The 21673-nt window shown below is 32.8% G+C and carries 25 protein-coding genes and 2 other annotated features; of the genes, 24 read left to right on the forward strand and 1 reads right to left on the reverse strand.

Annotation, left to right across the window (positions count from 1 at the left end; genetic code table 11):
- Window position 1 precedes the first annotated feature (1 nt).
- The 19 genes from NH286_RS01245 (at window position 2) to NH286_RS01335 (ending at window position 14082) form a co-directional block, all read left to right on the forward strand.
- Window positions 2-1210, forward strand: coding sequence for a DegT/DnrJ/EryC1/StrS family aminotransferase (locus NH286_RS01245; RefSeq protein WP_265236274.1), 1209 nt, complete (start codon window positions 2-4; stop codon window positions 1208-1210).
- Between the two features lie 27 nt (window positions 1211-1237).
- Window positions 1238-1645, forward strand: coding sequence for a glycerol-3-phosphate cytidylyltransferase (gene tagD, locus NH286_RS01250; protein WP_265236276.1), 408 nt, complete (start codon window positions 1238-1240; stop codon window positions 1643-1645).
- Between the two features lie 147 nt (window positions 1646-1792).
- The gene (locus NH286_RS01255) at window positions 1793-2455 is read left to right on the forward strand and encodes a sugar transferase (RefSeq protein ID WP_321160841.1); all 663 of its coding nucleotides are present in this window, start codon (window positions 1793-1795) and stop codon (window positions 2453-2455) included.
- Between the two features lie 10 nt (window positions 2456-2465).
- On the forward strand, window positions 2466-3287 hold the full coding sequence (locus NH286_RS01260) for a glycosyltransferase (RefSeq protein ID WP_265236280.1): 822 nt from the start codon (window positions 2466-2468) through the stop codon (window positions 3285-3287).
- Window positions 3288-3294: 7 nt separating this feature from the next.
- Complete coding sequence (locus NH286_RS01265; protein ID WP_265236282.1) at window positions 3295-4452, forward strand: CDP-glycerol glycerophosphotransferase family protein; 1158 nt, start codon at window positions 3295-3297, stop codon at window positions 4450-4452.
- On the forward strand, window positions 4445-5518 hold the full coding sequence (locus NH286_RS01270; protein ID WP_265236284.1) for a glycosyltransferase: 1074 nt from the start codon (window positions 4445-4447) through the stop codon (window positions 5516-5518). Before NH286_RS01265 ends, NH286_RS01270 begins: the two co-directional genes overlap by 8 nt.
- 2 nt (window positions 5519-5520) lie before the next feature.
- On the forward strand, window positions 5521-6591 hold the full coding sequence (locus NH286_RS01275; RefSeq protein WP_265236286.1) for an EpsG family protein: 1071 nt from the start codon (window positions 5521-5523) through the stop codon (window positions 6589-6591).
- 162 nt (window positions 6592-6753) lie between these two features.
- Entirely contained in the window at window positions 6754-7446 is a 693-nt protein-coding gene (locus NH286_RS01280) for a YveK family protein (protein WP_265236288.1), read from the forward strand.
- A 10-nt stretch (window positions 7447-7456) separates the two neighbouring features.
- A complete protein-coding gene (locus NH286_RS01285; RefSeq protein WP_265236289.1) occupies window positions 7457-8110 on the forward strand; it encodes a CpsD/CapB family tyrosine-protein kinase in 654 nt (217 codons plus the stop codon).
- The gene (locus NH286_RS01290) at window positions 8110-8883 is read left to right on the forward strand and encodes a tyrosine-protein phosphatase (protein WP_265236291.1); all 774 of its coding nucleotides are present in this window, start codon (window positions 8110-8112) and stop codon (window positions 8881-8883) included. Before NH286_RS01285 ends, NH286_RS01290 begins: the two co-directional genes overlap by 1 nt.
- Entirely contained in the window at window positions 8880-9332 is a 453-nt protein-coding gene (locus NH286_RS01295) for an SH3 domain-containing protein (RefSeq protein WP_265236294.1), read from the forward strand. Before NH286_RS01290 ends, NH286_RS01295 begins: the two co-directional genes overlap by 4 nt.
- Before the next feature lie 524 nt (window positions 9333-9856).
- Complete coding sequence (locus NH286_RS01300; RefSeq protein WP_265236296.1) at window positions 9857-10042, forward strand: type II toxin-antitoxin system HicA family toxin; 186 nt, start codon at window positions 9857-9859, stop codon at window positions 10040-10042.
- Between the two features lie 28 nt (window positions 10043-10070).
- Window positions 10071-10514: a type II toxin-antitoxin system HicB family antitoxin gene (locus NH286_RS01305; protein ID WP_265236298.1), complete on the forward strand. Its 444-nt coding sequence runs from the start codon at window positions 10071-10073 to the stop codon at window positions 10512-10514.
- Window positions 10515-10692: 178 nt separating this feature from the next.
- The gene (locus NH286_RS01310) at window positions 10693-12021 is read left to right on the forward strand and encodes an ATP-binding protein (protein WP_265236300.1); all 1329 of its coding nucleotides are present in this window, start codon (window positions 10693-10695) and stop codon (window positions 12019-12021) included.
- A 23-nt stretch (window positions 12022-12044) separates the two neighbouring features.
- Window positions 12045-12305, forward strand: coding sequence for a TIGR04076 family protein (locus tag NH286_RS01315; protein WP_265236302.1), 261 nt, complete (start codon window positions 12045-12047; stop codon window positions 12303-12305).
- Complete coding sequence (locus NH286_RS01320; RefSeq protein WP_265236304.1) at window positions 12298-12870, forward strand: DUF1294 domain-containing protein; 573 nt, start codon at window positions 12298-12300, stop codon at window positions 12868-12870. The genes NH286_RS01315 and NH286_RS01320 overlap by 8 nt, the downstream gene beginning before the upstream one ends.
- Before the next feature lie 157 nt (window positions 12871-13027).
- A complete protein-coding gene (locus tag NH286_RS01325) occupies window positions 13028-13231 on the forward strand; it encodes a helix-turn-helix transcriptional regulator (RefSeq protein ID WP_311531271.1) in 204 nt (67 codons plus the stop codon).
- Between the two features lie 8 nt (window positions 13232-13239).
- Window positions 13240-13653, forward strand: a complete 414-nt coding sequence (locus NH286_RS01330) for a histidine kinase (protein ID WP_265236308.1) — start codon at window positions 13240-13242, stop codon at window positions 13651-13653.
- Window positions 13654-13659: 6 nt separating this feature from the next.
- Window positions 13660-14082 (forward strand): GNAT family N-acetyltransferase, encoded by a 423-nt coding sequence (locus NH286_RS01335; RefSeq protein ID WP_265236310.1) that lies wholly within the window; start codon window positions 13660-13662, stop codon window positions 14080-14082.
- A 37-nt stretch (window positions 14083-14119) separates the two neighbouring features.
- Here NH286_RS01335 and NH286_RS01340 read toward each other — a convergent pair whose 3' ends face one another.
- Complete coding sequence (locus NH286_RS01340) at window positions 14120-15178, reverse strand: endonuclease/exonuclease/phosphatase family protein (protein ID WP_265236312.1); 1059 nt, start codon at window positions 15176-15178, stop codon at window positions 14120-14122.
- 97 nt (window positions 15179-15275) lie between these two features.
- Between NH286_RS01340 and NH286_RS01345 the strand changes: the two genes are divergently transcribed.
- From NH286_RS01345 to NH286_RS01365, 5 genes are all read left to right on the forward strand, one after another.
- Window positions 15276-15971 (forward strand): YjjG family noncanonical pyrimidine nucleotidase, encoded by a 696-nt coding sequence (locus NH286_RS01345; protein ID WP_265236314.1) that lies wholly within the window; start codon window positions 15276-15278, stop codon window positions 15969-15971.
- A 201-nt stretch (window positions 15972-16172) separates the two neighbouring features.
- Window positions 16173-17498 carry a magnesium transporter gene (gene mgtE, locus NH286_RS01350; RefSeq protein WP_265236315.1) on the forward strand — a complete coding sequence of 442 codons (1326 nt, stop codon included), beginning with the start codon at window positions 16173-16175 and terminating at the stop codon, window positions 17496-17498.
- 165 nt (window positions 17499-17663) lie between these two features.
- Window positions 17664-17899 (forward strand) — a binding site (T-box leader).
- 56 nt (window positions 17900-17955) lie between these two features.
- Window positions 17956-19140, forward strand: a complete 1185-nt coding sequence (locus NH286_RS01355; protein ID WP_265236316.1) for an ABC transporter substrate-binding protein — start codon at window positions 17956-17958, stop codon at window positions 19138-19140.
- Between the two features lie 177 nt (window positions 19141-19317).
- Window positions 19318-19560, forward strand: a binding site (T-box leader).
- 57 nt (window positions 19561-19617) lie between these two features.
- Window positions 19618-20769 carry an ABC transporter substrate-binding protein gene (locus tag NH286_RS01360; protein WP_265236317.1) on the forward strand — a complete coding sequence of 384 codons (1152 nt, stop codon included), beginning with the start codon at window positions 19618-19620 and terminating at the stop codon, window positions 20767-20769.
- A gap of 15 nt (window positions 20770-20784) precedes the next feature.
- A complete protein-coding gene (locus NH286_RS01365) occupies window positions 20785-21672 on the forward strand; it encodes a branched-chain amino acid ABC transporter permease (RefSeq protein ID WP_265236318.1) in 888 nt (295 codons plus the stop codon).
- The last annotated feature ends 1 nt before the right edge of the window (window position 21673 follow it).

Raw genomic sequence — 21673 nt, forward strand, 5'->3', positions numbered from 1 at the left:
AATGCAAATACCATTTTCGCCACCAGACATATCACAAGCAGAGATAGATGAGGTTGTTGACGCACTCAAATCTGGATGGATAACAACAGGACCAAAAACAAAGAAACTAGAAAAAGAATTAAATCAATTTACTGATACTAACATAGGAGTATGTCTAAATTCACAGACAGCAGCTGCTGAAATGACCCTAAGAGTCCTAGGTATTGGACCTGGAGATGAAGTTATAACAAGTGCTTATACTTACACAGCATCTGCATCTGTAATAGACCATGTAGGCGCTAAAATTGTAATGGTTGATACTCAGGAAGATAGTTTAGAGATGGATTATGAAAAGTTAGAAGAAGCCATTACTGAAAAGACAAAGGTAATTATTCCCGTTGATCTTGCAGGTATACCATGTGACTATGACAAAATCTTTGAAATAGTAGAAAGAAAGAAAAATCTATTTAAAGCAAATAATGAAATCCAAGAAAATTTTGGAAGGATAATTGTAGTTGCTGATACTGCACACTCTTTAGGAGCTGAATATAAGGGTAAGAAGACCGGTTCAGTAGCAGATTTCTCAAACTTCTCCTTCCATGCTGTTAAGAACTTCACTACAGCTGAAGGCGGATACTCTACATGGAAGGATAGTGAAGGATTAGATAATGAAAAATTATACAAGCAATATCAACTTCTATCCTTACATGGTCAATCAAAAGATGCCCTAAGCAAAACAAAACTAGGCTCATGGGAATATGATGTAGTTGGTCCATGGTATAAATGCAACATGACAGATGTCCTAGCTGGAATTGGTCTAGCTCAAGTAAAAAGATACCCAGAGCTTTTAAAAAGACGTAGGGAAATCATTAAAAAATATGATGCAGCATTTAAGCCTTTAGGCATAGAAGTCTTAGACCATTATAACGATATTCATTCATCATCAGGTCATCTTTATATAACAAGAGTACCTGGAATAAGCTTAGAAGATAGAAACTCAATAATAGAAGAAATGGCAAAAGTGGGCATAGCATGTAACGTACATTACAAACCACTTCCTTTATTAACAGCTTATAAAAATTTAGGTTTTGATATAAAAGATTACCCAAATGCCTATAAGCGATATGAAAATGAAATAACACTACCTCTTCATACTAAGCTTACAGATGAAGAAGTTGATTATGTTATTGAGAAATATAGTAAAATAATTGAGACTGACTTTAAAATTTAATTTAATAAATTTAAGGGAGATTTAATTATGAAAAGAGTAATAACATATGGTACATTCGATTTACTTCACTATGGGCACATCAATTTATTAGAAAGAGCAAAAGCTTTAGGAGACTATTTGATTGTTGCTATATCAACAGATGAGTTCAATAGTATAGAAAAGAATAAAAAGACTTATTTTACTTTTGAGCAAAGAAAGAAATTATTAGAAGCATTGAGGTGTGTAGATTTAGTGATTCCTGAAGAAAATTGGGAACAGAAGAGATCAGATGTCCATTTATATCAAGTTGATATCTTCGTAATGGGTGATGATTGGAAAGGTAAATTTGACTTTTTAGAAAAAGAAGGAGTTGAGGTTGTCTATCTACCAAGAACACCAGAAATAAGCACGTCGCAGATAAAGAGAGATTTATTAGACTTTAACGCTTCAAATTAATTTGATTTTTATATCTTAATATTTAAAGATATTTATTTGACAATTATAATAATAAATATTAATTTGAGTTGTGTTTAATTTTGAATTTTAATTTAATATAGGAGAGTAATAATATTGTTAAAAGAATGGGAAGATATCCCCGAATTTATGAGAAACAGTGAAGTTAAGTACTACTATAATTTACTTAAAAAAAAGAAGGTAAGTCTCTTACTAAAACGAATTATTGACATAATTGGAGGAATAATATTATTAATATTATTTTCTATCCCACTGATTGTCATAGCAATCATCATAAAGTTAGACTCTGACGGTCCTATATTTTACAGACAAGAAAGAGTAACTTCTTATGGCAAAATATTTCACATTCACAAATTTAGGACGATGATAAATGAAGCTGATAAGTACGGGACATCAGTAACATTAAAAAATGATGATAGAATTACAAAAGTTGGTATTAAATTAAGAGAATACAGATTAGATGAATTACCTCAAATATTTGATCTCATATATGGTAATATGAGTTTTGTAGGGACCAGGCCTGAAATTACAAAGTATGTAAACCAATATAAACCTGAGTATATGGCAACATTGCTTCTCCCTGCTGGTATAACCAGCGAGACTTCAATAAGATTTAAAGATGAATCAACATTTTTAGAATCTTCTGATAATGTTGATGAAGTTTACATTAATGATATCCTGCCTGTAAAAATGAAGTATAACTTGAAAAGTATAGAGAATTTTTCTATATTAACCGATATGATAACCATCTATAGAACTATTATGGCAGTTTTTGGTAAAAAGTATAATTAGGAGAGTAATTATGAATTATCCAAAGTTTTCAGTGTTAATGTCGCTATATATAAAAGAGAATTATAAATATTTCCAAGAGTGCATGGATAGTATTCTTTCACAGACAATCTTACCCGACGAAATAGTTATTGTATTTGATGGTCCCATATCTGATGAATTGTTCAAAAGTGTGAATAATTATATTGATAAATATCCATATCTAATTAAGGTGATAAATAATAAAGTAAATAAAGGACTAGGTCCAGCATTAGCTGATGGAATTAATGGGTGTACATTTGATTTAGTTGCACGAATGGACACAGATGATATTGCAAGATCTGATCGCTTTGAAAAACAATTAAATATGTTTATTGATGATAAAGAATTAGATATCTGTGGAAGTCATATAATAGAATTTGAAGGCAATATTAAAAATGAGTTATCAAGAAGAAAAGTGCCTTTAACTCATAATGATATATTAAAGTATCAAAAACAGCGAAGTGCTTTTAATCATATGACAGTAATGTATAAGAAAAGTGCTGTTTTAAAAGCGGGTAATTATGAACATTGTCCATTAATGGAAGATGATATGATGTGGATTCGAATGATTTTAGCTGGAGCAAAATGTGCTAATATTGATGATTACCTTGTTTATGCTAGAACAGGTTATTCTATGATTGAACGTCGAGGTGGTTGGGCATATTTTAAAAAATATAGAGATGCTAGGAAAAAAATTTTAAACACTGGATATATCAGCAAGTTGGATTACTTTAAAACTATAATTGTTCAACTCATTGTATCATTGTTGCCAAAAAAAATTAGACTACTAATATTTACTAAATTATTAAGATAGAGGTTACATGAAAAAAATAGCTATATATATATGTAAAATTTTAGAGTATATAAATAAACTAATTCCTAAATCAAATAAAAAAATTGTGTTTTATTCTAATTTAGGATTTAGAGATAATTCGGAAGCTCTATTTGATTATTTAATTTTAAATAATTATCAAGAATTATATGAAATCATTATTGCAAGTAATGATTATAAAGAAATTAAAAAGGTTGATAATGTTAAGTACGTCAATTGTGTAATAGGATTATATTATTTTCTGACATCGAAATACTTTTTTTATTCATTTGGTAAATACCCAATTATGCCATCCAAAAGTCAAGTTGTTGTTAATCTCTGGCATGGCATGCCTCTAAAAAAAATTGGAAATATGGAAAAAGGTAAAGAAAAAAATAAGTATGATTACTTCAATTATGTTTTATCAACAAGTAGTTATTTTGATGAAATTATGAGTAAGTCTTTTAATTGTAGCTCAGATAGAATACTTCATTGTGGTCAACCAAGAACGGATGTATTTTATAGCAATACAATGGAAAGAAATAAATTATTTCAAGGTTATGATAAGATTTTAATTTGGATGCCTACTTTTAGAAATTCAGACATAATTCATGAGTCAAACTCATCCAACGACGACAAAATATTACCGTTGATATCTAGCTATGGTGAAATGAATTTTTTAAATAATATATTGATTGAATATAATAGTTTACTTGTTATAAAGTTGCACCCTATCCAAAGTAAACAAGGATTATCATTTGGTAATTTGTCCAATATAGTTTTTATAGATGAAAAATTCCTAAAAGATAACAATACAAGCTTATACAGTTTTTTACGAGAAACTGATTGCTTGATTACAGATTATTCATCTGTTTATTTTGATTATTTATTAATACAAAAACCTATTATTTTTACTAATAATGATATTGATGATTATAAAGAAAATAGAGGACTTAATTTTAATAATTTGGAAGATATTATGCCTGGTGCGTGTGTAAAAACATTTAATGATCTAATAAATAAAATTAAAGATAATTTGAGGGGCAACGACTATTATTCTGAAAAAAGACGAAGTGTTAATTATATAGTAAATGAATATTCAAATAAAAATAATTGTGAGTTTATTTGTAATTTTATAGGATTAAAAAAGGAGAAGATTTATGGTTAAAGTATTGCATATATTACCAAGAACCCCAGTTGGAGGCGTCGGATCTTTTTTGAAAAATACTCAATTAAGAATTAATAAAGACTATAATTTTGATTACTTGATAATAGAAAATGTTAAAAATTCTAATTTTATTGATTTTGCAAAGAAAAATGAAAGCGAAGTTTATTTACTTGATGAAAAATTAAGTTTATTCAATACTATTAAAATACAAAAGAAGATAAATGCTATACTTAAAAAAAATAAATATGATATTGTACATTTACATTCAGCAAATGTAGCTGCCTTAGTATTTCCGATATGTAAGAATCATGGAATTGAGATCAGAATACTACATTCTCATGCTACTAAATACTCTGATAATTTATTTAAAGCAATTCGCAATTATTTTCTTCAGCTTCCTATGGGCCATTATGCTACACATTATATTGCATGTAGTTCTGCAGCTGGTAAATTTTTATTTAAAAATCATAATTTTAAAGTTGTATATAATGGGATTGATACTAGTATTTTTCAACCTAAATATTATAAAATAAATAATGATGAAATTATTCTAGGGCACGTAGGTAATTTTAATGACCAAAAAAATCACAAATTTTTAATTGAAATTTTCAAAAAAATTCATGAAATTGATAAGAGTTATAAGTTGTGGTTATTTGGTGATGGGAAATTAATGGATGATATTAAAAATAAAGTTAGAGAAAATAATTTAACCGAAAATGTATTTTTCTTTGGTAAAGTAAATGATATTCAAAATTATTACGATAAGATAAACTTGATATTACTACCGTCTTTATATGAAGGGTTTCCACTTGTTGCAATGGAGGCGCAAGCATATGGTATTCCAATAATAGCGTCAGATAGGATAACAAAAGAAATAGATTTTTTTGGGGATACTAGATTTTTAGGAATAAGAAATAAAGATGTACAAAAATGGGTAACTGAGATAATTGCTACTGATTTTTCACAACGTAAAATAAAATCAGAACTATTTAGAAAATCGAAATTTACAATTGATAACACCACTAAACAGTTAGAATTATTTTATGAAGATTGTTTAAAGGGATAGATATGATTTTTTATATAATTATTTTATTTATATTAGTTTTTTTAACAATAAAATGTAGTAATAACTCATTAAAAGGTAGATCAAATATTAAATATGCAATTTTTATTGGTATATTTTTCATGTTAATTTGTGGCCTAAGAGCTGATTCGGTTGGTAATGATACTATAAAATATGTAGAGTTATATAAGGACATAAATTATAGTGCATCAAACATCTTTTTTAATAGATTTGAACCCGGATTTATTTACTTAAATAAAGCTTTAGGTAAATTGAGCATAAATCCTCAAATTATTATTATAATGTCTAGCATAATTATATGGACAGGTATTATTATATTTATTTCTAATAATTCTAAAAATCCTGCAATGAGTTATTTTTTTATTGTAACATTTGGGTATATGGCTTTTTTTATGAGTGGAATTAGAGAAAGTATAGCAATTTCTATATGTTTAATTGGATTTGAATATGTTAAAGAAAAAAGAAAAATTTTGTTTTTCTTATCTATTTTATTAGCTTCTACATTCCATATTAGTGCATTTGTTTTTTTAATCGCCTACCCTGTTTTTAATTTAAAACTAAACGTGTATGTAAAACTTTTAATGATTATTGTAAGTATAATTTTTATGAAACAGTTTGACATCATAATGTTATATGCAATAGAACATATACCTAAATATGCTAGTTATTTAACTACGGAATATAACGATGGGATAATTAGAATTGCTACTGTAATTAATTTATTAATTATTTCAATCATCTACATTGCTTCTAGTTATTATTACAGATATCAGTTTGGAAATGAAAATATATATTCCGGATATTTAAATTTGATTTTTATTGGAATCCCATTATTGATTGTTTCCCTTAGTTTTAATTTATTAGATAGATTTTCTAATTATTTTAATATATTTATTATAATAGTAATTCCTAATATTATTTGTAATAGAGCTAATGTTAATCATAAATTAATATCTTTTATTTCAATGGTATGTTTTTTGATTTATTTTATTTGTGTTCAACTACTGAGACCTGAGTGGAATGGTATTTATCCATATACTTTATTTTGGATGTAAATATATTTTATAATATTAGTAGTGTTATTATATTAAAAAGTTAAATGATTATATTACTCTTAATCATTGAAATTTAAGTCAATTTATTATAAAATAGTAGTTAGATATAGTATTTTTTCATACTAAATTATTATACAAAGAAATATTTACGAGGAGATTTTAATGAACGAACAAGAAATTGATTTATTGGAATTGGGTAAGCAGATTCTTAAGCATAGCTTACTTATTCTGATTTTTGCTATACTATCGGGAGCGGGGGCTTTTGGGCTATCTAAGTATGTGATTAGTCCAAAGTATGAGGCTAATACTTCTATGATTGTTAGCAGCTCTAAGGAACAGACGGACAAGCAAGCAGATGTGGAGCTTAGTCAGATTAATGCTAACAGGGCCCTTGTTTCTACTTATTCTGAGATTGTTAAATCTAGGGGGATTGCTGATAAGGTTATTGCTAACCTTAATCTTGATATGGATTATGAGGAGTTTTCTGGAAAGGTATCTATCGAGCCTGTGAAGGATACTCAGATTATTTCTGTGAAGGTTGTTGATACTATTGCCCAAAGAGCAGCTGATATTGCCAATGAGACTTCTATGATCTTTAAGGATTCTATTACTCAGATTATGAATGTGGACAATGTCCAAATCCTAGATAAGGCGACCTTGCCTGAAGAGCCATCTTCTCCAAAGGTTATGAGAAATACCGCTATTGGTGCTATGCTTGGTTTTATATTAGGTATTGGTATTGCCCTTATTATGGAGCTATCTAATACTAGGGTTAAAACTAGTGAAGAAGTGACTGAGGCATTTGATATTCCTGTGCTTGGTCTTATTCCTGATAAGCACAAGGTAAAAAAGTAGGGGGGAGATTATGGCTAAAAAACATTCATATTACAATTCAAGTCTATATGATGAGGCTATTCGTTCTGTTAGAACTAATATCCAGTTTGCAGATATTGATCACAAAAATAAAATAATTGCTATGACTTCTTCTAAGCCTAGTGAGGGTAAGACTACTGTAGTCTACAAACTTGCCCAATCTTTTGCCGAAAATGGCGAGAGGGTTGTCCTCCTAGATTTCGACCTTAGGGCACCTAAGGTGGGGGTTGTGGCTGGTATTGATAATAACGTGGGTCTTACCAATGTTATTACAGGCAAGCTTGAGCTTGATAGGGCTCTTTATAGGGACAAGGGTCAAGAGAATCTATTCTTGCTTCTTTCAGGTCCTACACCACCTAACCCAGCAGAGATTTTAGCTTCTAACCATATCAAAGACTTGGTCAATGAATTATCCCAGTCTTTTGACTATGTATTTATAGACACACCTCCAGTAGGTCTATTTACAGATGCATCTATTGTGTCTACCTTCTGCGATGGTATGATTTTTTCAATTAAATCCAACGACACCAAAAAGGAAGAGATAGCTAGAGCCCTTGATAATCTAAAGAAGGTCAATGCCAAGGTTATCGGTGCTGTCCTTACCTTTGCTGATGTCAAAGAATTTAATTATAAGGGATACTATTAATGATTGATACACACTGCCATATTATCTATGGCGTGGATGATGGGTCTAGGTCGCTTGAAGAATCGATGAAGATGGTAGAAATCTACCTGGCTAATGGCTTTACAAAAACTATTGCCACAAGCCACTTCGATAGGTCTAGATACATGGTTGACCCTGACGAGATTAGAGAAAAAGCTGCCATTCTTAATGCAGAGATTGCAAAAAGGGGGATGGATTTTAAGATATATCCAGGCCATGAAATCCAAGTAGAGCCCAATACTGTCAAGCTTATAAATGATGGTAGTCTAAACAAACTTGCTGATAGCAGGTATGTCCTATTGGAACTACCCTTTATGAATAAGGCCCTATTCCTTAAGGATTTGATTTTTAATATTCAGCTGGAGGGCTTGGTTCCTATCATTGCCCATGCTGAAAGATATGCCTATGTTAAGGAAAATCCTGACTATCTCCTAGATTTCATTAAGATGGGTGCTCTAATCCAGGTCAATTACTCATCGATAGTTTCAAGCCAAAGGACTACAAGAACCTTACTTGAGAGAGATATGGTCCATTTCCTAGGGACAGATGCCCACCAATCAGAGTGGAGAAGCCCAAATATCAAGGATGAAAAAAGAGAAATTATTGATATAATCGGAGAGGATAAGTTTAAAATCCTTGCAGAAATTAACCCACAAAAGATTTTGGATGATGAGTATATTAGATCAGGATACGACCAGATTAAGGAAGCTAAAAAGAAGAAAAGATCTATATTTGATTTTTGGAGAAAGAAATGAAATTAAGAAATATAATTTTAACTCTTTTTGCCCTTGTCTTGCTTGCATCATGCAGCAAAGAGGAAGAAGTATATGAGAAAAGAGATGTAAAAGTAGAGTCTGTATTTGATAATATAGAAGGCAAAGAGGAAGAAAAGCCAGCCGAAGAAGTTAAGGAAGAAAAGAAGAAAGAAGAGCCTAAGAAGGAAGAAGCTGAGAAACCAGCTGAAAAACCTGAGCAAAACCAAGCTCAAGCTAATAAAAATCATCCTAATCAGCAAACTAGGACAACAAATGTTCTAGCCAACCTAAGAGAAGGCCCAACTTCATTTGAAGAAAACTTTATATTATCAGTGCCAGCTGAAAGCAAAGTGGACTTCCTAGAAGAAATCTACCAAGACGGAGTAGCTTGGTCCAAGGTAAGATTTAACGGACGTGAAGGCTACATCAGATCAGACTTATTAAGATAAGACAAACTTCTCAGACCCAGAGTTGGGTTTGGGGAGTTTTTTTCTTCTCCCTTGTTTCGATTGAGCCTAGCGAGTGGAGAAAACTATTACGCATACATAAATTTTTAGAAATACCTAGAACGATATGTTATTAGTACGATGAGTATATATAGTTGTGCTTTGATTTTAATAAATAACAATGCCTAGGCATATCTAATAGACATGTCTCTGAGAGCCGACGGGCTTGCTACTGAGGTCGATGCAAGGGAATTGTAAGATATACCTAATGCCGATGTAGTTACAGAACCCTTTATTAAAAGAACCATGAGTTCTCTCACTCCGTTCGAGAAGGGAAATGGTGACTACAGAGTTTTCTCTTTTCCCTTGTTTAGACCTAGCTATATTTCCATACCCTTATTTCGACTGTACTGGAGGAATCTTTTGTCTTGCGAAAATATTGAAATAGGTTTATTTGATGAGGTTGGAATTGACACTACGTATTAATACGTAGTATAATTGAAATATAAGATTTCAGAAAGGTAAAAATGGCTATCAAACAAAATGAAATGGTCAAGTTACTAAAAAAACGTGGGTTTGTAAAAGTAGATGGAGGTAAAGGGAGTCATGTAAAAATGACTAAGCCCGGACTTCCAAGACCCATTATTATACCACATGGTGAACTTAAAAAGGGAACTGAGCGTGGTATTTTAAAGGATGCGGGGCTTTTATAGTCCCCATTCTTAAAAAAAGAGGTATATTATGTTCGTTTCTTATCCTGCGATTTTTTATTATACACCAGAAGAATGTGGTTACTTTGTTTACTTTCCAGACTTAGAGGGGGCAGGCACCCAAGGTGATACCATTGAAGATGCCTTATTTATGGCGAGCGATTATCTAGGAATATTAGCAAGTGACCTTGTAGAAACACAAAGCAGACTTCCAAGCAAATCATCAATTAAGGATTTATCAATCAAAGATGACTTTCCTTTCAAAGATGATCCAGAGTTTGATGGCTACTATGATGAGGATAAGTCTTTTGTATCAATGGTATATGTAGATTTGAAGGACTATTTTGCAAGCCAGGAACTTGTGAAAAAAACCCTATCAATTCCTAAATGGTCGAACGATCTAGGAAATAAATTAAATATTAATTTTTCAAAGGTTTTAACTGATGCAATAGTAAGTATTGCTAATGGAAAATAAGTGCTGGGGGCTATTTAAGCCCCTTTATTGATTTGAATATTTTAATTTTTAATGCGTATTTGCGGTAAAATCACTATATTTCTATTTCGTATTTGTAGGTATATGGCATTTATTCTGTTGCGTATTTGTGGTAAAATGATATAAAGTATAATGCGTATTTGTAAGATGGGTGGTTTATATGTTTAAAAGAAAGATTTATAAGGACCTTCTAAATTGGAAGGATTCTTCCAAAGGGACTACAGCTCTCTTGATTGAAGGAGCTAGGCGTGTTGGGAAATCTACTATTGCTGAAGAGTTTGCTAAGGCTGAGTATAAGTCTTATATTTTGATTGATTTTGCTTTTGCACCAGGCCACATTATTGATCTTTTTAAAGATGTTAATGATTTGGACTATGTATTTTTACAGCTGCAATTACACTATGGTGTAGATCTCCATGAGAGAGGGTCTTTGATTATTTTTGATGAGGTTCAATTTAATCCTCTTGCTCGTCAAGCTATAAAAAAGCTTGTTGCCGATGGTAGGTATGATTATATTGAAACTGGGTCACTAATTTCAATCAAGAAAAATGTTGAAGGTATTTTAATTCCTAGTGAAGAGAGGAAAATTGAAATGTTTCCTATGGACTTTGAGGAATTTTTATGGGCTACTGGTGAAGGTGTAACTAATAATATGCTTGAAAAATTCTTCACTAGCAAAAAGCCTCTTGGTGAGGATGCGAATATGAATATGATGAGGCTTTTTAGGCTTTATATGCTTGTGGGTGGTATGCCTCAGGCTATCAAGGCTTATATTGATACTAATAATTTTAGGATGGTGGATCAAGTTAAAAGGGATATAATTAATCTTTATGAGCAGGATTTTTATAAGATTGATCCAAGTGGAAAAATATCTACACTTTTTGATTCGATACCTGCTGAATTGGCTAGAGCTTCATCTAGGTATCAAGTGTCAAGCGTTATTAAAAATTCAAGGGCTAGTGATTTGTTAGAAGAGATTTCTGAGCTTAAAGCGTCTAAAACTGTACTGATAGCCTATAATGCCAATGATCCTAGTACGGGTCTATCTAGAAATTTAAATCTTGATAAGTTCAAGATGTATTTAGCTGATACTGGGCTAATGGTTACTCTTATGTTTAAGGATAGGGATTTCACAGATAATGTTATATATAAGAAGATCCTTTCTAATAAATTGTCATCTAATTTGGGTATGCTTTATGAAAATATTGTCGGACAAACATTCGCTGCAAAAGGATATAAGCTCTTTTACCATACTTATTATGACAAGACTGCAAAGAGGACTTATGACATAGATTATTTGATAACAGAGGCTAATAAGGTAAGTCCTGTAGAGGTAAAATCTTCTAATTATAGGAAGCATACATCTTTGGATGAATTTTCCAAAAAATATTCCAAGAATGTTGGAAATAAGTATGTGATCCATAATAAGGATTTTAAGAAGGAAAAGGACATATACTACCTACCATTTTATATGGCTCAATTTTTGTAGGTGGCATTGGTTAGGATAAGATTATGAGACCGAAAATTAAAATTACTTTAGTTGATAAGAAGGGGGAGTGTCCTTGTCATAAGGGCTATCAGATTGGACAAACTTGGGATTTTGATACTGATAGGGGAGAGTTTTGTTCGCTTGCTATGCATACTCTCTTTCCTATGGTGGATATCCTCCGTTATGGGGGAAAACTTCCTAAGTCTAGGGCTGGGGATGTGCGTTTTGCTTGTCCTGATGCTGATGTAATTAATATTTTTAGATTAGAGAAGATTGATGGATAAAATTTTTATTTATCTTGGTTTGATCAATATACTTGGCCTTGTTTTATATATTCCTTACAAGTCTCTTAGGTCTGGAATTATAAAAAATATTTTGAACTTAATTCTCTATTTGATGGGGATATGTGGTGGGTCTTTGGGACTTATCCTTGCTATTTTGATCTTTGATAGGAATGCAGCTAAGGAAGGGCTTAGCCTAAAAGTATTTGCCTTTGCTAACTTTGTGATTGAGCTTGTTTTGTTTTTGCTTTTTAGAAAGGATATGAGAAGTCTTTCTTTTGATTTTGTCGGATTTTTTGAGGATAAGCCATATTTATTGATATATTTGGGACTTATTAATCTGATAAGTTTTTTAGCCTTTGGCTTTGACAAGTATAGGGCTAACAGAGATAAGCGGAGACTTAAAAATGGACTTTTGCTAGGCCTATCTTTTATTGGTGGAGCTGTCGGTGGCCTTATTGGTATGAAAGTTTTTAGGCATAAAACCAAGAAGGCTTATTATAAAATGGGCCTGCCTCTTATGATTTTGATGCATATTTTACTATTAATATTAATTATGAACACATAATTTTCCAGTATAAAAACATTTGATTTATAATTTTAATCTCTTGCATGAAAATGTTTAGAGATTTTTTATTTATACTTGTATAAATTTTATAAATATGGTACTATAAAAGTAACATAAATAGTACTATAAATGTAACAAAAAAGAAGGGTTTTCTATGATAGAAGTAGAAATAGATAATAGAATCAAAGAATTTAGGAAGGAAATGGGTCTTTCTCAAAATGCTTTGGCAAAAATGGTAGGTCTTAAGCGCAGATCGATAATGGCTTATGAAAATAATACTATAAGCCCGACCCTTGAGACAGCCTATAAGATTTGCAAGGTTTTTGATAAGGACATTAAGGAAGTATTCATATTTAAATAGGAGAAATTATGGGATTATTATTTAATTCAAATGAAGAAATAGAAGAAAAAGTAAAAGAAGCCTTTGGAGATGAGGGAGCCTACCTTGTAGCCTTTAAGCATAATTCTGCCGCTAAGGGACTTATAAAGTTACTCTTAAGCAATTTGTATTATGTATTTGATAGCACTAGGACCTTTATCCTACATTTTGGCCCAAAGGGAATCTATGAATCTGAAATGTCAAATTCACTAAAAAAAGACTTCCTATTCATGGCCCGGAATGAGATAGAGGATATAAGCATAGACTATTCATATAAGAATATTCTTAAAATCAACCACCTAGGCAAAGTCTACCAATACGAAATCCCATATAAGGGCAAGATTTTTGTAAATAATGAGAAAAATATAGAAAAGCTTCTGGATAATGATTGGTATAGGGTTTAAAAACTTATGAAAGAGATCGAAATAATAGATTATTTCCCTGCTTATGATATAAGTTTAGCCTGGTACAAAGACCCACTTACTGTGAAGATGGTTGATGGAGTCCAGAAAGCTTATGAGCTGGATGACCTTATTAGGATGTATACTTATTTATCTAAGCACGGGGACTTATTTTATATAGAATATGATAATAAGCTTATTGGTGATTGTGCTATTTTTGATGATAATATGGTTGCCCTTGTTCTTGATAAGGATTATAGGTGCAATGGTCTTGGTTCTCTTGTTTTGCAAAATTTGATTGATTATGCTAAAGATAAGGGACTTAGATATTTAAAGGCTGAGATTTATGATTTTAATGAGCCTAGTCTTAATTTATTTAGTAAATTTGGCTTTAAAGAGTGCGGAAATGAACTTTATAGGCTTGATTTATAAAATTGTGGCCCAAAGCATCATGCTTTGGGCCTTTGTCTTACTTATTTTCTTTTTCTAGTTTGAATTCCAAGAGGACTGGGTTGTGGTCGCTGTTTACGAAACCTAGTTTTTGGCCCTTTACTTTATTTACTATGACATTTTTGCTGACTATAAAGCCATCTATTATGCATTCGTAGGAGTCGTTTGGGTCGTATGGTTTGTGGTTGAGCCTTGAGGAGTTTGTGTTTTCATCAAAGACTGTTTTGGAATCATCTGACATATACTCATAAGGGAATGGTGATGGATGCCACATGTCTTCTGGTGTGTCTGTTTTGTGACCTTCTCTTAGTTCTTGATTAAAGTCTCCACCTACTATTACGTAATTGCCCTTTTTGTATTCCTCTGCCATGAAGGCTAGGATTTGTTTGGTTTGGGCAAGCCTTCCATTTGAGCCTGATTCGTAGGCATCCAGGTGGGCATTGACAAGGACTAGTTGCTTATCAGTTCCCTCGATTGGTAGGTATGATGCGTTGAATCCTCTTTTTAGGTTGGCGAGCCTTACAGGCCACTTGTGTGGGATTGGTTGTTGGTATCTAAAGGATGATTCGATTTGGTATTTGGAATTTGTATAGATTCCTGAATTTACCTTGCCCATTGGAGGGAAAGGAATTGGTACGAAATTTACCTTGTAATTGTAGGCGAAGGTCGAAATACCATCTAATTTATTGTCGAAAAATTCGACTTCATTTATGTGATAGGTTCTCTTGGAGTCGCTATCTACTTCTTGGAGCAGACATAGGTCTGGGTCGATTTTATTTATGGAGTCTGCTATGCCTGTTAGGGAATTTTCTACATGATCTTTTGATATAGGAAAGACCATCTTGCCCCCATCCATAAAGAAGTCTGTGTCCTTATCTAGGCCAGCATAACCTATGTTCCATGTTAGTAGCTTGTAATCGTGGTCTTGTTGGATTTTTTGATCTCTAGTGCCAGTTACTGCTATTTCTTCTACATCTTTTGGCTTATATTCTGTAATCATCAGATAAACTAAAAGAAGGATAAAGGCTAGTAAGATGATACCTACAAGGCCAAGTAATATTTTTATTGTTTTTTTCATAAGCGCCTCTCTTTTAAAATAAGCTTATCACTTATGAAGAATTTTGTAAATAGTTATAGCTTTAAATTGTGGTAAGATAAATAGGTAAGGAGATTGTATGAAGAAAATTTTATGGGATATAGATGGTACACTTTTAAATTTTGACCTGGCAGAGACCAGGGCGATTTTAGAGTGTTTTGATATATATAGTTTGGATAAGCCAAGTGATGAAATGATTAAGACCTATAAGCTTATAAATAAGTCATATTGGGAAAGACTTGAAAGAGGCGAGGTAAGTAGAGAACAGGTCCTTGTGGGAAGATTTGAGGATTTCTTTGTTGACTATGGGATAGATATGTCTATTGCGAGCGATTTTAATAAGACTTATCAAGAAGAGCTTGGTAAGACCTATGTCTTTAATCCATATGGCAAGGAGATTATCGAAAAACTCCATGGTAAGTATGACCAATATGCTGTGACAAATGGATCTCTTACAGCCCAAAGAGGCAAGCTTGATGGGTCTGGTCTAAATAAGATTTTTATCAAATCTTTTATTTCGGAACTTGTAGGATACGAAAAGCCTGATGAGAGGTTTTTTGACTATGTATTTGACCATATAGGCTCAAGAAATCATGATGATTATGTAATCATTGGTGATTCTTTAACATCAGATATGCTTGGAGGTATTAGGTCTAAGATTAAGACTGTTTGGTTTAATCCAAATGCTTTGGAAAATACATTGAATTTAGATATTGACTATGAGATAAGGTCTCTAAAAGAAGTTGATGGATTGATTGATAAAATATTTGCATAAATTGAATTTTAAAGATAAAAACTGTATAATCTGAACAGATAAGAAATGACATTAGGCCTATATCTTTATTAAGGTATAGGCGAATTTGTTTAAGGAGGAATAATGGATAAGGCTGTGCCCGACCCGGATTTTAAGACAATAGGATACTAGTATAGTGGTGATTCTTTTTGCCATTATACATAAAAGAGAAATGAGGTAAAAATGGCAGAGAGAAGATATGATGTTGATAATCTTAAAAACTTACAAGAAGAAATCAACCAAATGAACCCTGTAGATATCGCCGATAAGCTAGAGATTTTGCCAGAAAAATCTGTAGCAATTTGGATTAAGCTTTTAAACAAGGATCTCTTGGCAGATGCTTTTACAGAATTAAGACCAGAAAATAAGGATAGGATCCTATCTATTTTATCTGAAGAAAATATTAAGGACCTAATCAAAGAACTAGACGAAGATGAGCTTGTAGATACCCTCCAGGAACTACCTGCAAATATGGTTCAAAAGCTAATGACAAGCCATATCGAAGATTCCAGGAGAACTATTATTAACGAGCTATTAGGCTATCCAGAGGAATCTGTTGGTTCTATAATGACAGTTAACTTCCTATCTGTAAAATCTAGTGAATCTCCAGCTAAGGCTATGGAAAAGGTTATGAATTCTGATTTAGATGCTGAAAAGCTAGAGCAAATCTGGGTTACAGATGATTCTTTAGTACTAATAGGATTTGTATTTATAGCCGATCTTATTAGAAATAAAAAGGCGACTATCGAATCTATCACAGAGCCTATAACAGCAGTTGTAAGCCCAACAGATGACCAAGAGGTTGTAGCTAAGCTATCTATCAAATATGACCTAGGAGAGGTGCCAGTTACAGATTCTGAAGGAAGACTAATCGGTATCGTGCCAGCAGAAGATGTTATCGACATTGTTCACGAAGAGATGCAAGAGGACTTTGCCAACGTAACAGGTATTTCTGATCAGTCAGAAACATACCTAGACGAACCAAGCAGGACCATTGCCAAAAATAGGACAACTTGGCTAGTAATTTGTCTAATTACTGCTACAATGACAGGATTTATTATTCAAAGATATGAATCAATACTCGCCAAAGCTGTAGCCCTTACAGCCTATATACCAATGCTGATGGACTCCGGTGGAAACGCTGGAAGCCAGGCATCAACAACAATTATGACTCAATTATACAGTGGCGAGCTATCTGCTAAAGACTTCTTTAAAGTTATTTTTAAGGAAGCTAGGGTAGGAACACTTGTATCCCTAGTCCTTGTGGCTATCAACTTTATAAGGATACTAATAGTAGATAATGTAAGCCTTGCAGTAAATTTAACAGTCTCAATTACATTATTTTTGACAATTGTTATATCAAATATAATTGGTGGAATTTTGCCACTAATCGCTGATAAAGTAAATATAGACCCAACTGTAATGGCTGGACCACTAATAACAACAATCGTAGATACAGGTGTACTTTTAATTTATTTTGAAGTAGCATCAGTGCTTTTGGGTTTATAAATAAATACCGTATACTTATTAATGAGTATGCGGTTTTTTATTTGTATTATTGATATTTCAATCATTATGATGAGGGGTAACTTATAATAATTAAGTATTATAAATAAATATGATAAATTTATTTGACAAATAATAAAAGGGGTTATATAATATGAACTATCAAATACAAAAGCGTTGATGTGGAAGAGTAATTAGGATAATCTTCAAGAGAGCTAGTGGTTGGTGCGAACTAGCAAGATGAAACTAACGAAAATCACCACTGAGTTTTCTTACCGAAAAGTAGGTAAGTGCGGGAGCTCCCGTTACAGAGCTATTCATTAAATGAAACTAAGTGCATCATTAGATGAAAAAGAGTGGTACCGCGGAGTGTAAAAATTTGTTTATTACCCTTCGTCTCTTTAACCAGTAGGGATAAAGAGACGGAGGTTTTTTTATTCCAAAAATAATGGAGGAAATTATGAATTTAAGAAAAAAATTTGCAGTTGGAATGTTACTAGCAGGATTATTTTTATCAGCCTGCGGCAATGAAGGTGGAAACGAAAGCAAAAAGGCAGATGGAGCAAATAAGCAAGAAGCAAGCGAAACTATAAAGCTTGGCAACTCAGCCCCTTTAACAGGTCCTTTATCAATCTATGGTCAAACTACTAATAATGGTATAAAACTTGCCCTAGAAGAAGTAAACGCAAATGGCGGTATACTCGGAAAAAAAGTTGATTGGGTAGAATATGATGATAAGGGTGAGATAACAGATGCTGTTACAAACTACAACAAACTCATGGAAGATAAGGTAGATGCAATCTTTGGTGGAGTACCATCTAAACCAGCCTTAGCCATAGCAGAATCATCTGTTAATGATGGAGTGTTATATATCACTCCAACAGCGACTCAAGCAAACATAACAGAAGGTAAGCCAAATGTATTTAGGACCTGCTTTACAGATCCTTTCCAAGGTGAGGTACTAGCAAACTTCTCAAAGGAAAAGCTAAATGCTAAAAAAGTTGCAATACTACGTAATCAATCATCAGATTTCTCAATGGGAGTTGCTGATGTATTTGAGAAAAAGGCTAAAGAATTAGGCATGGAAGTAGTAGCAGATGAATCATATGGAGATAGCGACACAGACTTTAAGGCTCAGCTTACAAATGTAAGAGGCCAAAACCCAGATGTCCTATTCATACCTGATTATTATGAAAAGGTAGCTTTAATAGCTCCTCAAGTAAAGGAAGCTGGCATTGAAGCTACTCTAGTTGGCGCTGATGGCTGGGATACAGTCCTATCAGTAATGGATGAATCAAGCTTTGCATCATTAGATAATTCATACTTCTCAAACCAATTTACCCTAGAAGACCCATCTGAAGAAGTACAAACATTCTTAAAAAACTATAAAGAAAAATTTGGTGAAAACCCATCAACATTTGCAGCAGAAGGCTATGACACAGTTTACCTATATAAACAAGCCGTAGAAGCAGCAGGAACTACAGAATGGGCTAAGGTAATAGAAGCCCTAAAGAAAGTAGAATTTAAGGGTGTTACAGGATCATTTACCTATGATGAAAACAACAACCCAGTAAAAACTGCTAAGATGATAAGAATAGAAAATGGTGAGTACAAATTCGATAGTGATGCAGGTACTAATAAATAATTATTTGTAAAAATTCATCGAGAATAAAAAGTGAATATTAGCTTTTGCTGGAAAATAATTAATAAGAGACTGGGAAATACAGCAATCGGCGGTAGCATATAATTAAATATCCAAATAAATCTATTTTTATTAAGAAAATATTTGACAAGTAGGTTTTAGGATATATAATATGTAAATATAAATGCTAAGAAATGGAATATTATAAGATAACCTATCTTAAAAGAGAGATATTGGCTGGTGTGAAATATCAAGATGGGCCTTAGAACTAGCCATGAAGCAGCGCATTGAAAGATTAGTAGGTGTAGCCGGGAACTCCCGTTACAGAGTTATTCATTATATGATCAGAGTGCATCGTTTGATGAAGAAGAGTGGTACCGCGGAGCAGGTTAAATTTAGACTAACAAACCCTTCGTCTCTTCTACCATATGGTAGGAAAGACGGAGGTTTTTTTCTACCAAAAATAATTAGGAGGAAAAAATGAACAAGAAAATTATAACCATGATTGCTATAGCAGGAGCAATATTTACAGGATGTGGAAGCGGAACAAATAATAAAAATGTAGCTGATGAGAATACTATAAAAATCGGCTCAACTTTCCCACTAACAGGTCAATACTCCAACTATGGTGTATCAACTGTAAATGGAATTAAGATGGCTGTTGAAGAAATAAATGCCAACGGAGGAATAGATGGTAAAAAGATTAGCCTAGAATCATTGGATGATAAGGGAGAGTTAACAGATTCTGTTACTAGTTATAGAAAGCTTGTAGAAAGTGGGGCGGCAGCTGTAATTGGTACAAATACCTCAAGCCCATCACAGGCTATAGCTGAGGCAAGTCAAGCTGATGGCATACCAGTTATTACCCCAACAGGTACTGAAGAATCAATAACCGTAGGAAAGCCAAATGTCTTTAGGACATGTTTTACAAACCCTTACCAAGGTGATTTATTAGCAATTTATGCAAAAGATAGCTTAAAGGCAAAGACAGCTGCAATCTTAGAAAATACTGCAAGTGATTATTCAACAGGTATAGCTGATGCCTTTGAAAAGAAGGCAGAAGAGCTAGGTATTGAAATAGTTGCCAAGGAATCATATGGGGAAAATGACACAGACTTTAAGGCTCAACTTACAACTATAGCTGGTAAAAATCCTGACGTATTGTTATTGCCAGAATATTATGAGAAATTATCACTTATTACACCACAAGCAAGAAATGCAAATATCAATGCAGCCTTCTTGGGTGGAGATGGCTGGGATGGAATCTTAAAGACAATGGACCCATCAAGCTATGATGTAATTGAAAATTCTTTCTTTACCAATCACTTTAGTATTGAAGATACTGATCCAAAGGTTCAAGAATTTATAAGTAAATACAAGGAAACTTATGGAGAAGATCCTACTGCATTTTCAGCCCTAGGCTATGACACAGTTTATATAATAAAACAAGGTTTTGAAGCAGCCCAGTCTGATTCAAACGCAGATAGATGCGCTGCAATAAAGGGTTTAAATTTTAAAGGCATAACAGGTTCTTTCACCTTTGATGAAAATAACAACCCTAAAAAGGCAGCATCAATTATGAAGATAGAAAAAGGGGAATACAAGTTTGATTCAATTGTTAACCCTAGATAGAAAGAGGAGAGATTAATGGATTTTATTACCCAATTATTTAACGGGCTACAACTAGGCTCTATATATGCCCTTGTAGCCCTAGGGTATACGATGGTTTATGGTATAGCCAAACTTATCAACTTCGCCCACGGCGATATCATAATGGTAGGTGGATATACTGTATTTCTTGCCATCCAATTACCTATATTTAAGGCAGGCTTGCCACTATGGCTTGCTATAGTACCTGCCATATTAGTATGTACGATACTTGGCGTGGTTATAGAAAGAGTAGCCTATAAGCCACTTAGGAATTCTTCAAGAATTTCCTTACTTATAACAACCATAGGTGTGTCCCTATTTTTACAAAACTTATTCGTAAAGATATTTACATCAAGTGCAAAACCTATACCAGGTCTTTTCCCACAAAAGTCTCTAAACTTTGGAGGAGTTCACCTATCACTTGCTACAATAGTTACAATCGTATCAACAATTATTCTAACATATTTATTGAACTTATTTGTAAATAAAACAAAACACGGTAAATCAATGCTAGCTGTAAGTGAAGACTACGGTGCTGCAGAGCTTGTTGGTATAAATGTAAATAAGGTTATGACAATGACCTTTGCTATAGGATCAGCCCTTGCAGGTGTAGCTTCAGTTTTATATGTAGCTAGCTATCCACAGATCCAACCTTTTATGGGATCAATGCTTGGTATTAAGGCCTTTACAGCAGCAGTCCTTGGAGGAATTGGAAGCATACCAGGGGCTGTTATAGGCGGTTTAATCCTAGGTATAATAGAAGTTTTAACCAGAGCTTACCTATCAAGTGCTTATGCAGATGCTATAGTATTTGTAGTATTGATTGTAGTTTTACTAGTAGCTCCAAATGGCTTATTTGGAAAACTAGAGAAAGAAAAGGTGTGAT

Source organism: Anaerococcus sp. NML200574 (assembly GCF_026131665.1).
In the GTDB taxonomy this organism is placed as follows: Bacteria; Bacillota; Clostridia; order Tissierellales; family Peptoniphilaceae; genus Anaerococcus; species Anaerococcus kampingae.

Coding starts and splice junctions, on each gene's coding strand:
- NH286_RS01245 (WP_265236274.1), top strand. CDS start 2: ATGCAAATACCATTTTCGCCACCAGACATATCACAAGCAGAGATAGAT.
- tagD (WP_265236276.1), top strand. CDS start 1,238: ATGAAAAGAGTAATAACATATGGTACATTCGATTTACTTCACTATGGG.
- NH286_RS01255 (WP_321160841.1), top strand. CDS start 1,793: ATGAGAAACAGTGAAGTTAAGTACTACTATAATTTACTTAAAAAAAAG.
- NH286_RS01260 (WP_265236280.1), top strand. CDS start 2,466: ATGAATTATCCAAAGTTTTCAGTGTTAATGTCGCTATATATAAAAGAG.
- NH286_RS01265 (WP_265236282.1), top strand. CDS start 3,295: ATGAAAAAAATAGCTATATATATATGTAAAATTTTAGAGTATATAAAT.
- NH286_RS01270 (WP_265236284.1), top strand. CDS start 4,445: ATGGTTAAAGTATTGCATATATTACCAAGAACCCCAGTTGGAGGCGTC.
- NH286_RS01275 (WP_265236286.1), top strand. CDS start 5,521: ATGATTTTTTATATAATTATTTTATTTATATTAGTTTTTTTAACAATA.
- NH286_RS01280 (WP_265236288.1), top strand. CDS start 6,754: ATGAACGAACAAGAAATTGATTTATTGGAATTGGGTAAGCAGATTCTT.
- NH286_RS01285 (WP_265236289.1), top strand. CDS start 7,457: ATGGCTAAAAAACATTCATATTACAATTCAAGTCTATATGATGAGGCT.
- NH286_RS01290 (WP_265236291.1), top strand. CDS start 8,110: ATGATTGATACACACTGCCATATTATCTATGGCGTGGATGATGGGTCT.
- NH286_RS01295 (WP_265236294.1), top strand. CDS start 8,880: ATGAAATTAAGAAATATAATTTTAACTCTTTTTGCCCTTGTCTTGCTT.
- NH286_RS01300 (WP_265236296.1), top strand. CDS start 9,857: ATGGCTATCAAACAAAATGAAATGGTCAAGTTACTAAAAAAACGTGGG.
- NH286_RS01305 (WP_265236298.1), top strand. CDS start 10,071: ATGTTCGTTTCTTATCCTGCGATTTTTTATTATACACCAGAAGAATGT.
- NH286_RS01310 (WP_265236300.1), top strand. CDS start 10,693: ATGTTTAAAAGAAAGATTTATAAGGACCTTCTAAATTGGAAGGATTCT.
- NH286_RS01315 (WP_265236302.1), top strand. CDS start 12,045: ATGAGACCGAAAATTAAAATTACTTTAGTTGATAAGAAGGGGGAGTGT.
- NH286_RS01320 (WP_265236304.1), top strand. CDS start 12,298: ATGGATAAAATTTTTATTTATCTTGGTTTGATCAATATACTTGGCCTT.
- NH286_RS01330 (WP_265236308.1), top strand. CDS start 13,240: ATGGGATTATTATTTAATTCAAATGAAGAAATAGAAGAAAAAGTAAAA.
- NH286_RS01335 (WP_265236310.1), top strand. CDS start 13,660: ATGAAAGAGATCGAAATAATAGATTATTTCCCTGCTTATGATATAAGT.
- NH286_RS01340 (WP_265236312.1), bottom strand. CDS start 15,178: ATGAAAAAAACAATAAAAATATTACTTGGCCTTGTAGGTATCATCTTA.
- NH286_RS01345 (WP_265236314.1), top strand. CDS start 15,276: ATGAAGAAAATTTTATGGGATATAGATGGTACACTTTTAAATTTTGAC.
- mgtE (WP_265236315.1), top strand. CDS start 16,173: ATGGCAGAGAGAAGATATGATGTTGATAATCTTAAAAACTTACAAGAA.
- NH286_RS01355 (WP_265236316.1), top strand. CDS start 17,956: ATGAATTTAAGAAAAAAATTTGCAGTTGGAATGTTACTAGCAGGATTA.
- NH286_RS01360 (WP_265236317.1), top strand. CDS start 19,618: ATGAACAAGAAAATTATAACCATGATTGCTATAGCAGGAGCAATATTT.
- NH286_RS01365 (WP_265236318.1), top strand. CDS start 20,785: ATGGATTTTATTACCCAATTATTTAACGGGCTACAACTAGGCTCTATA.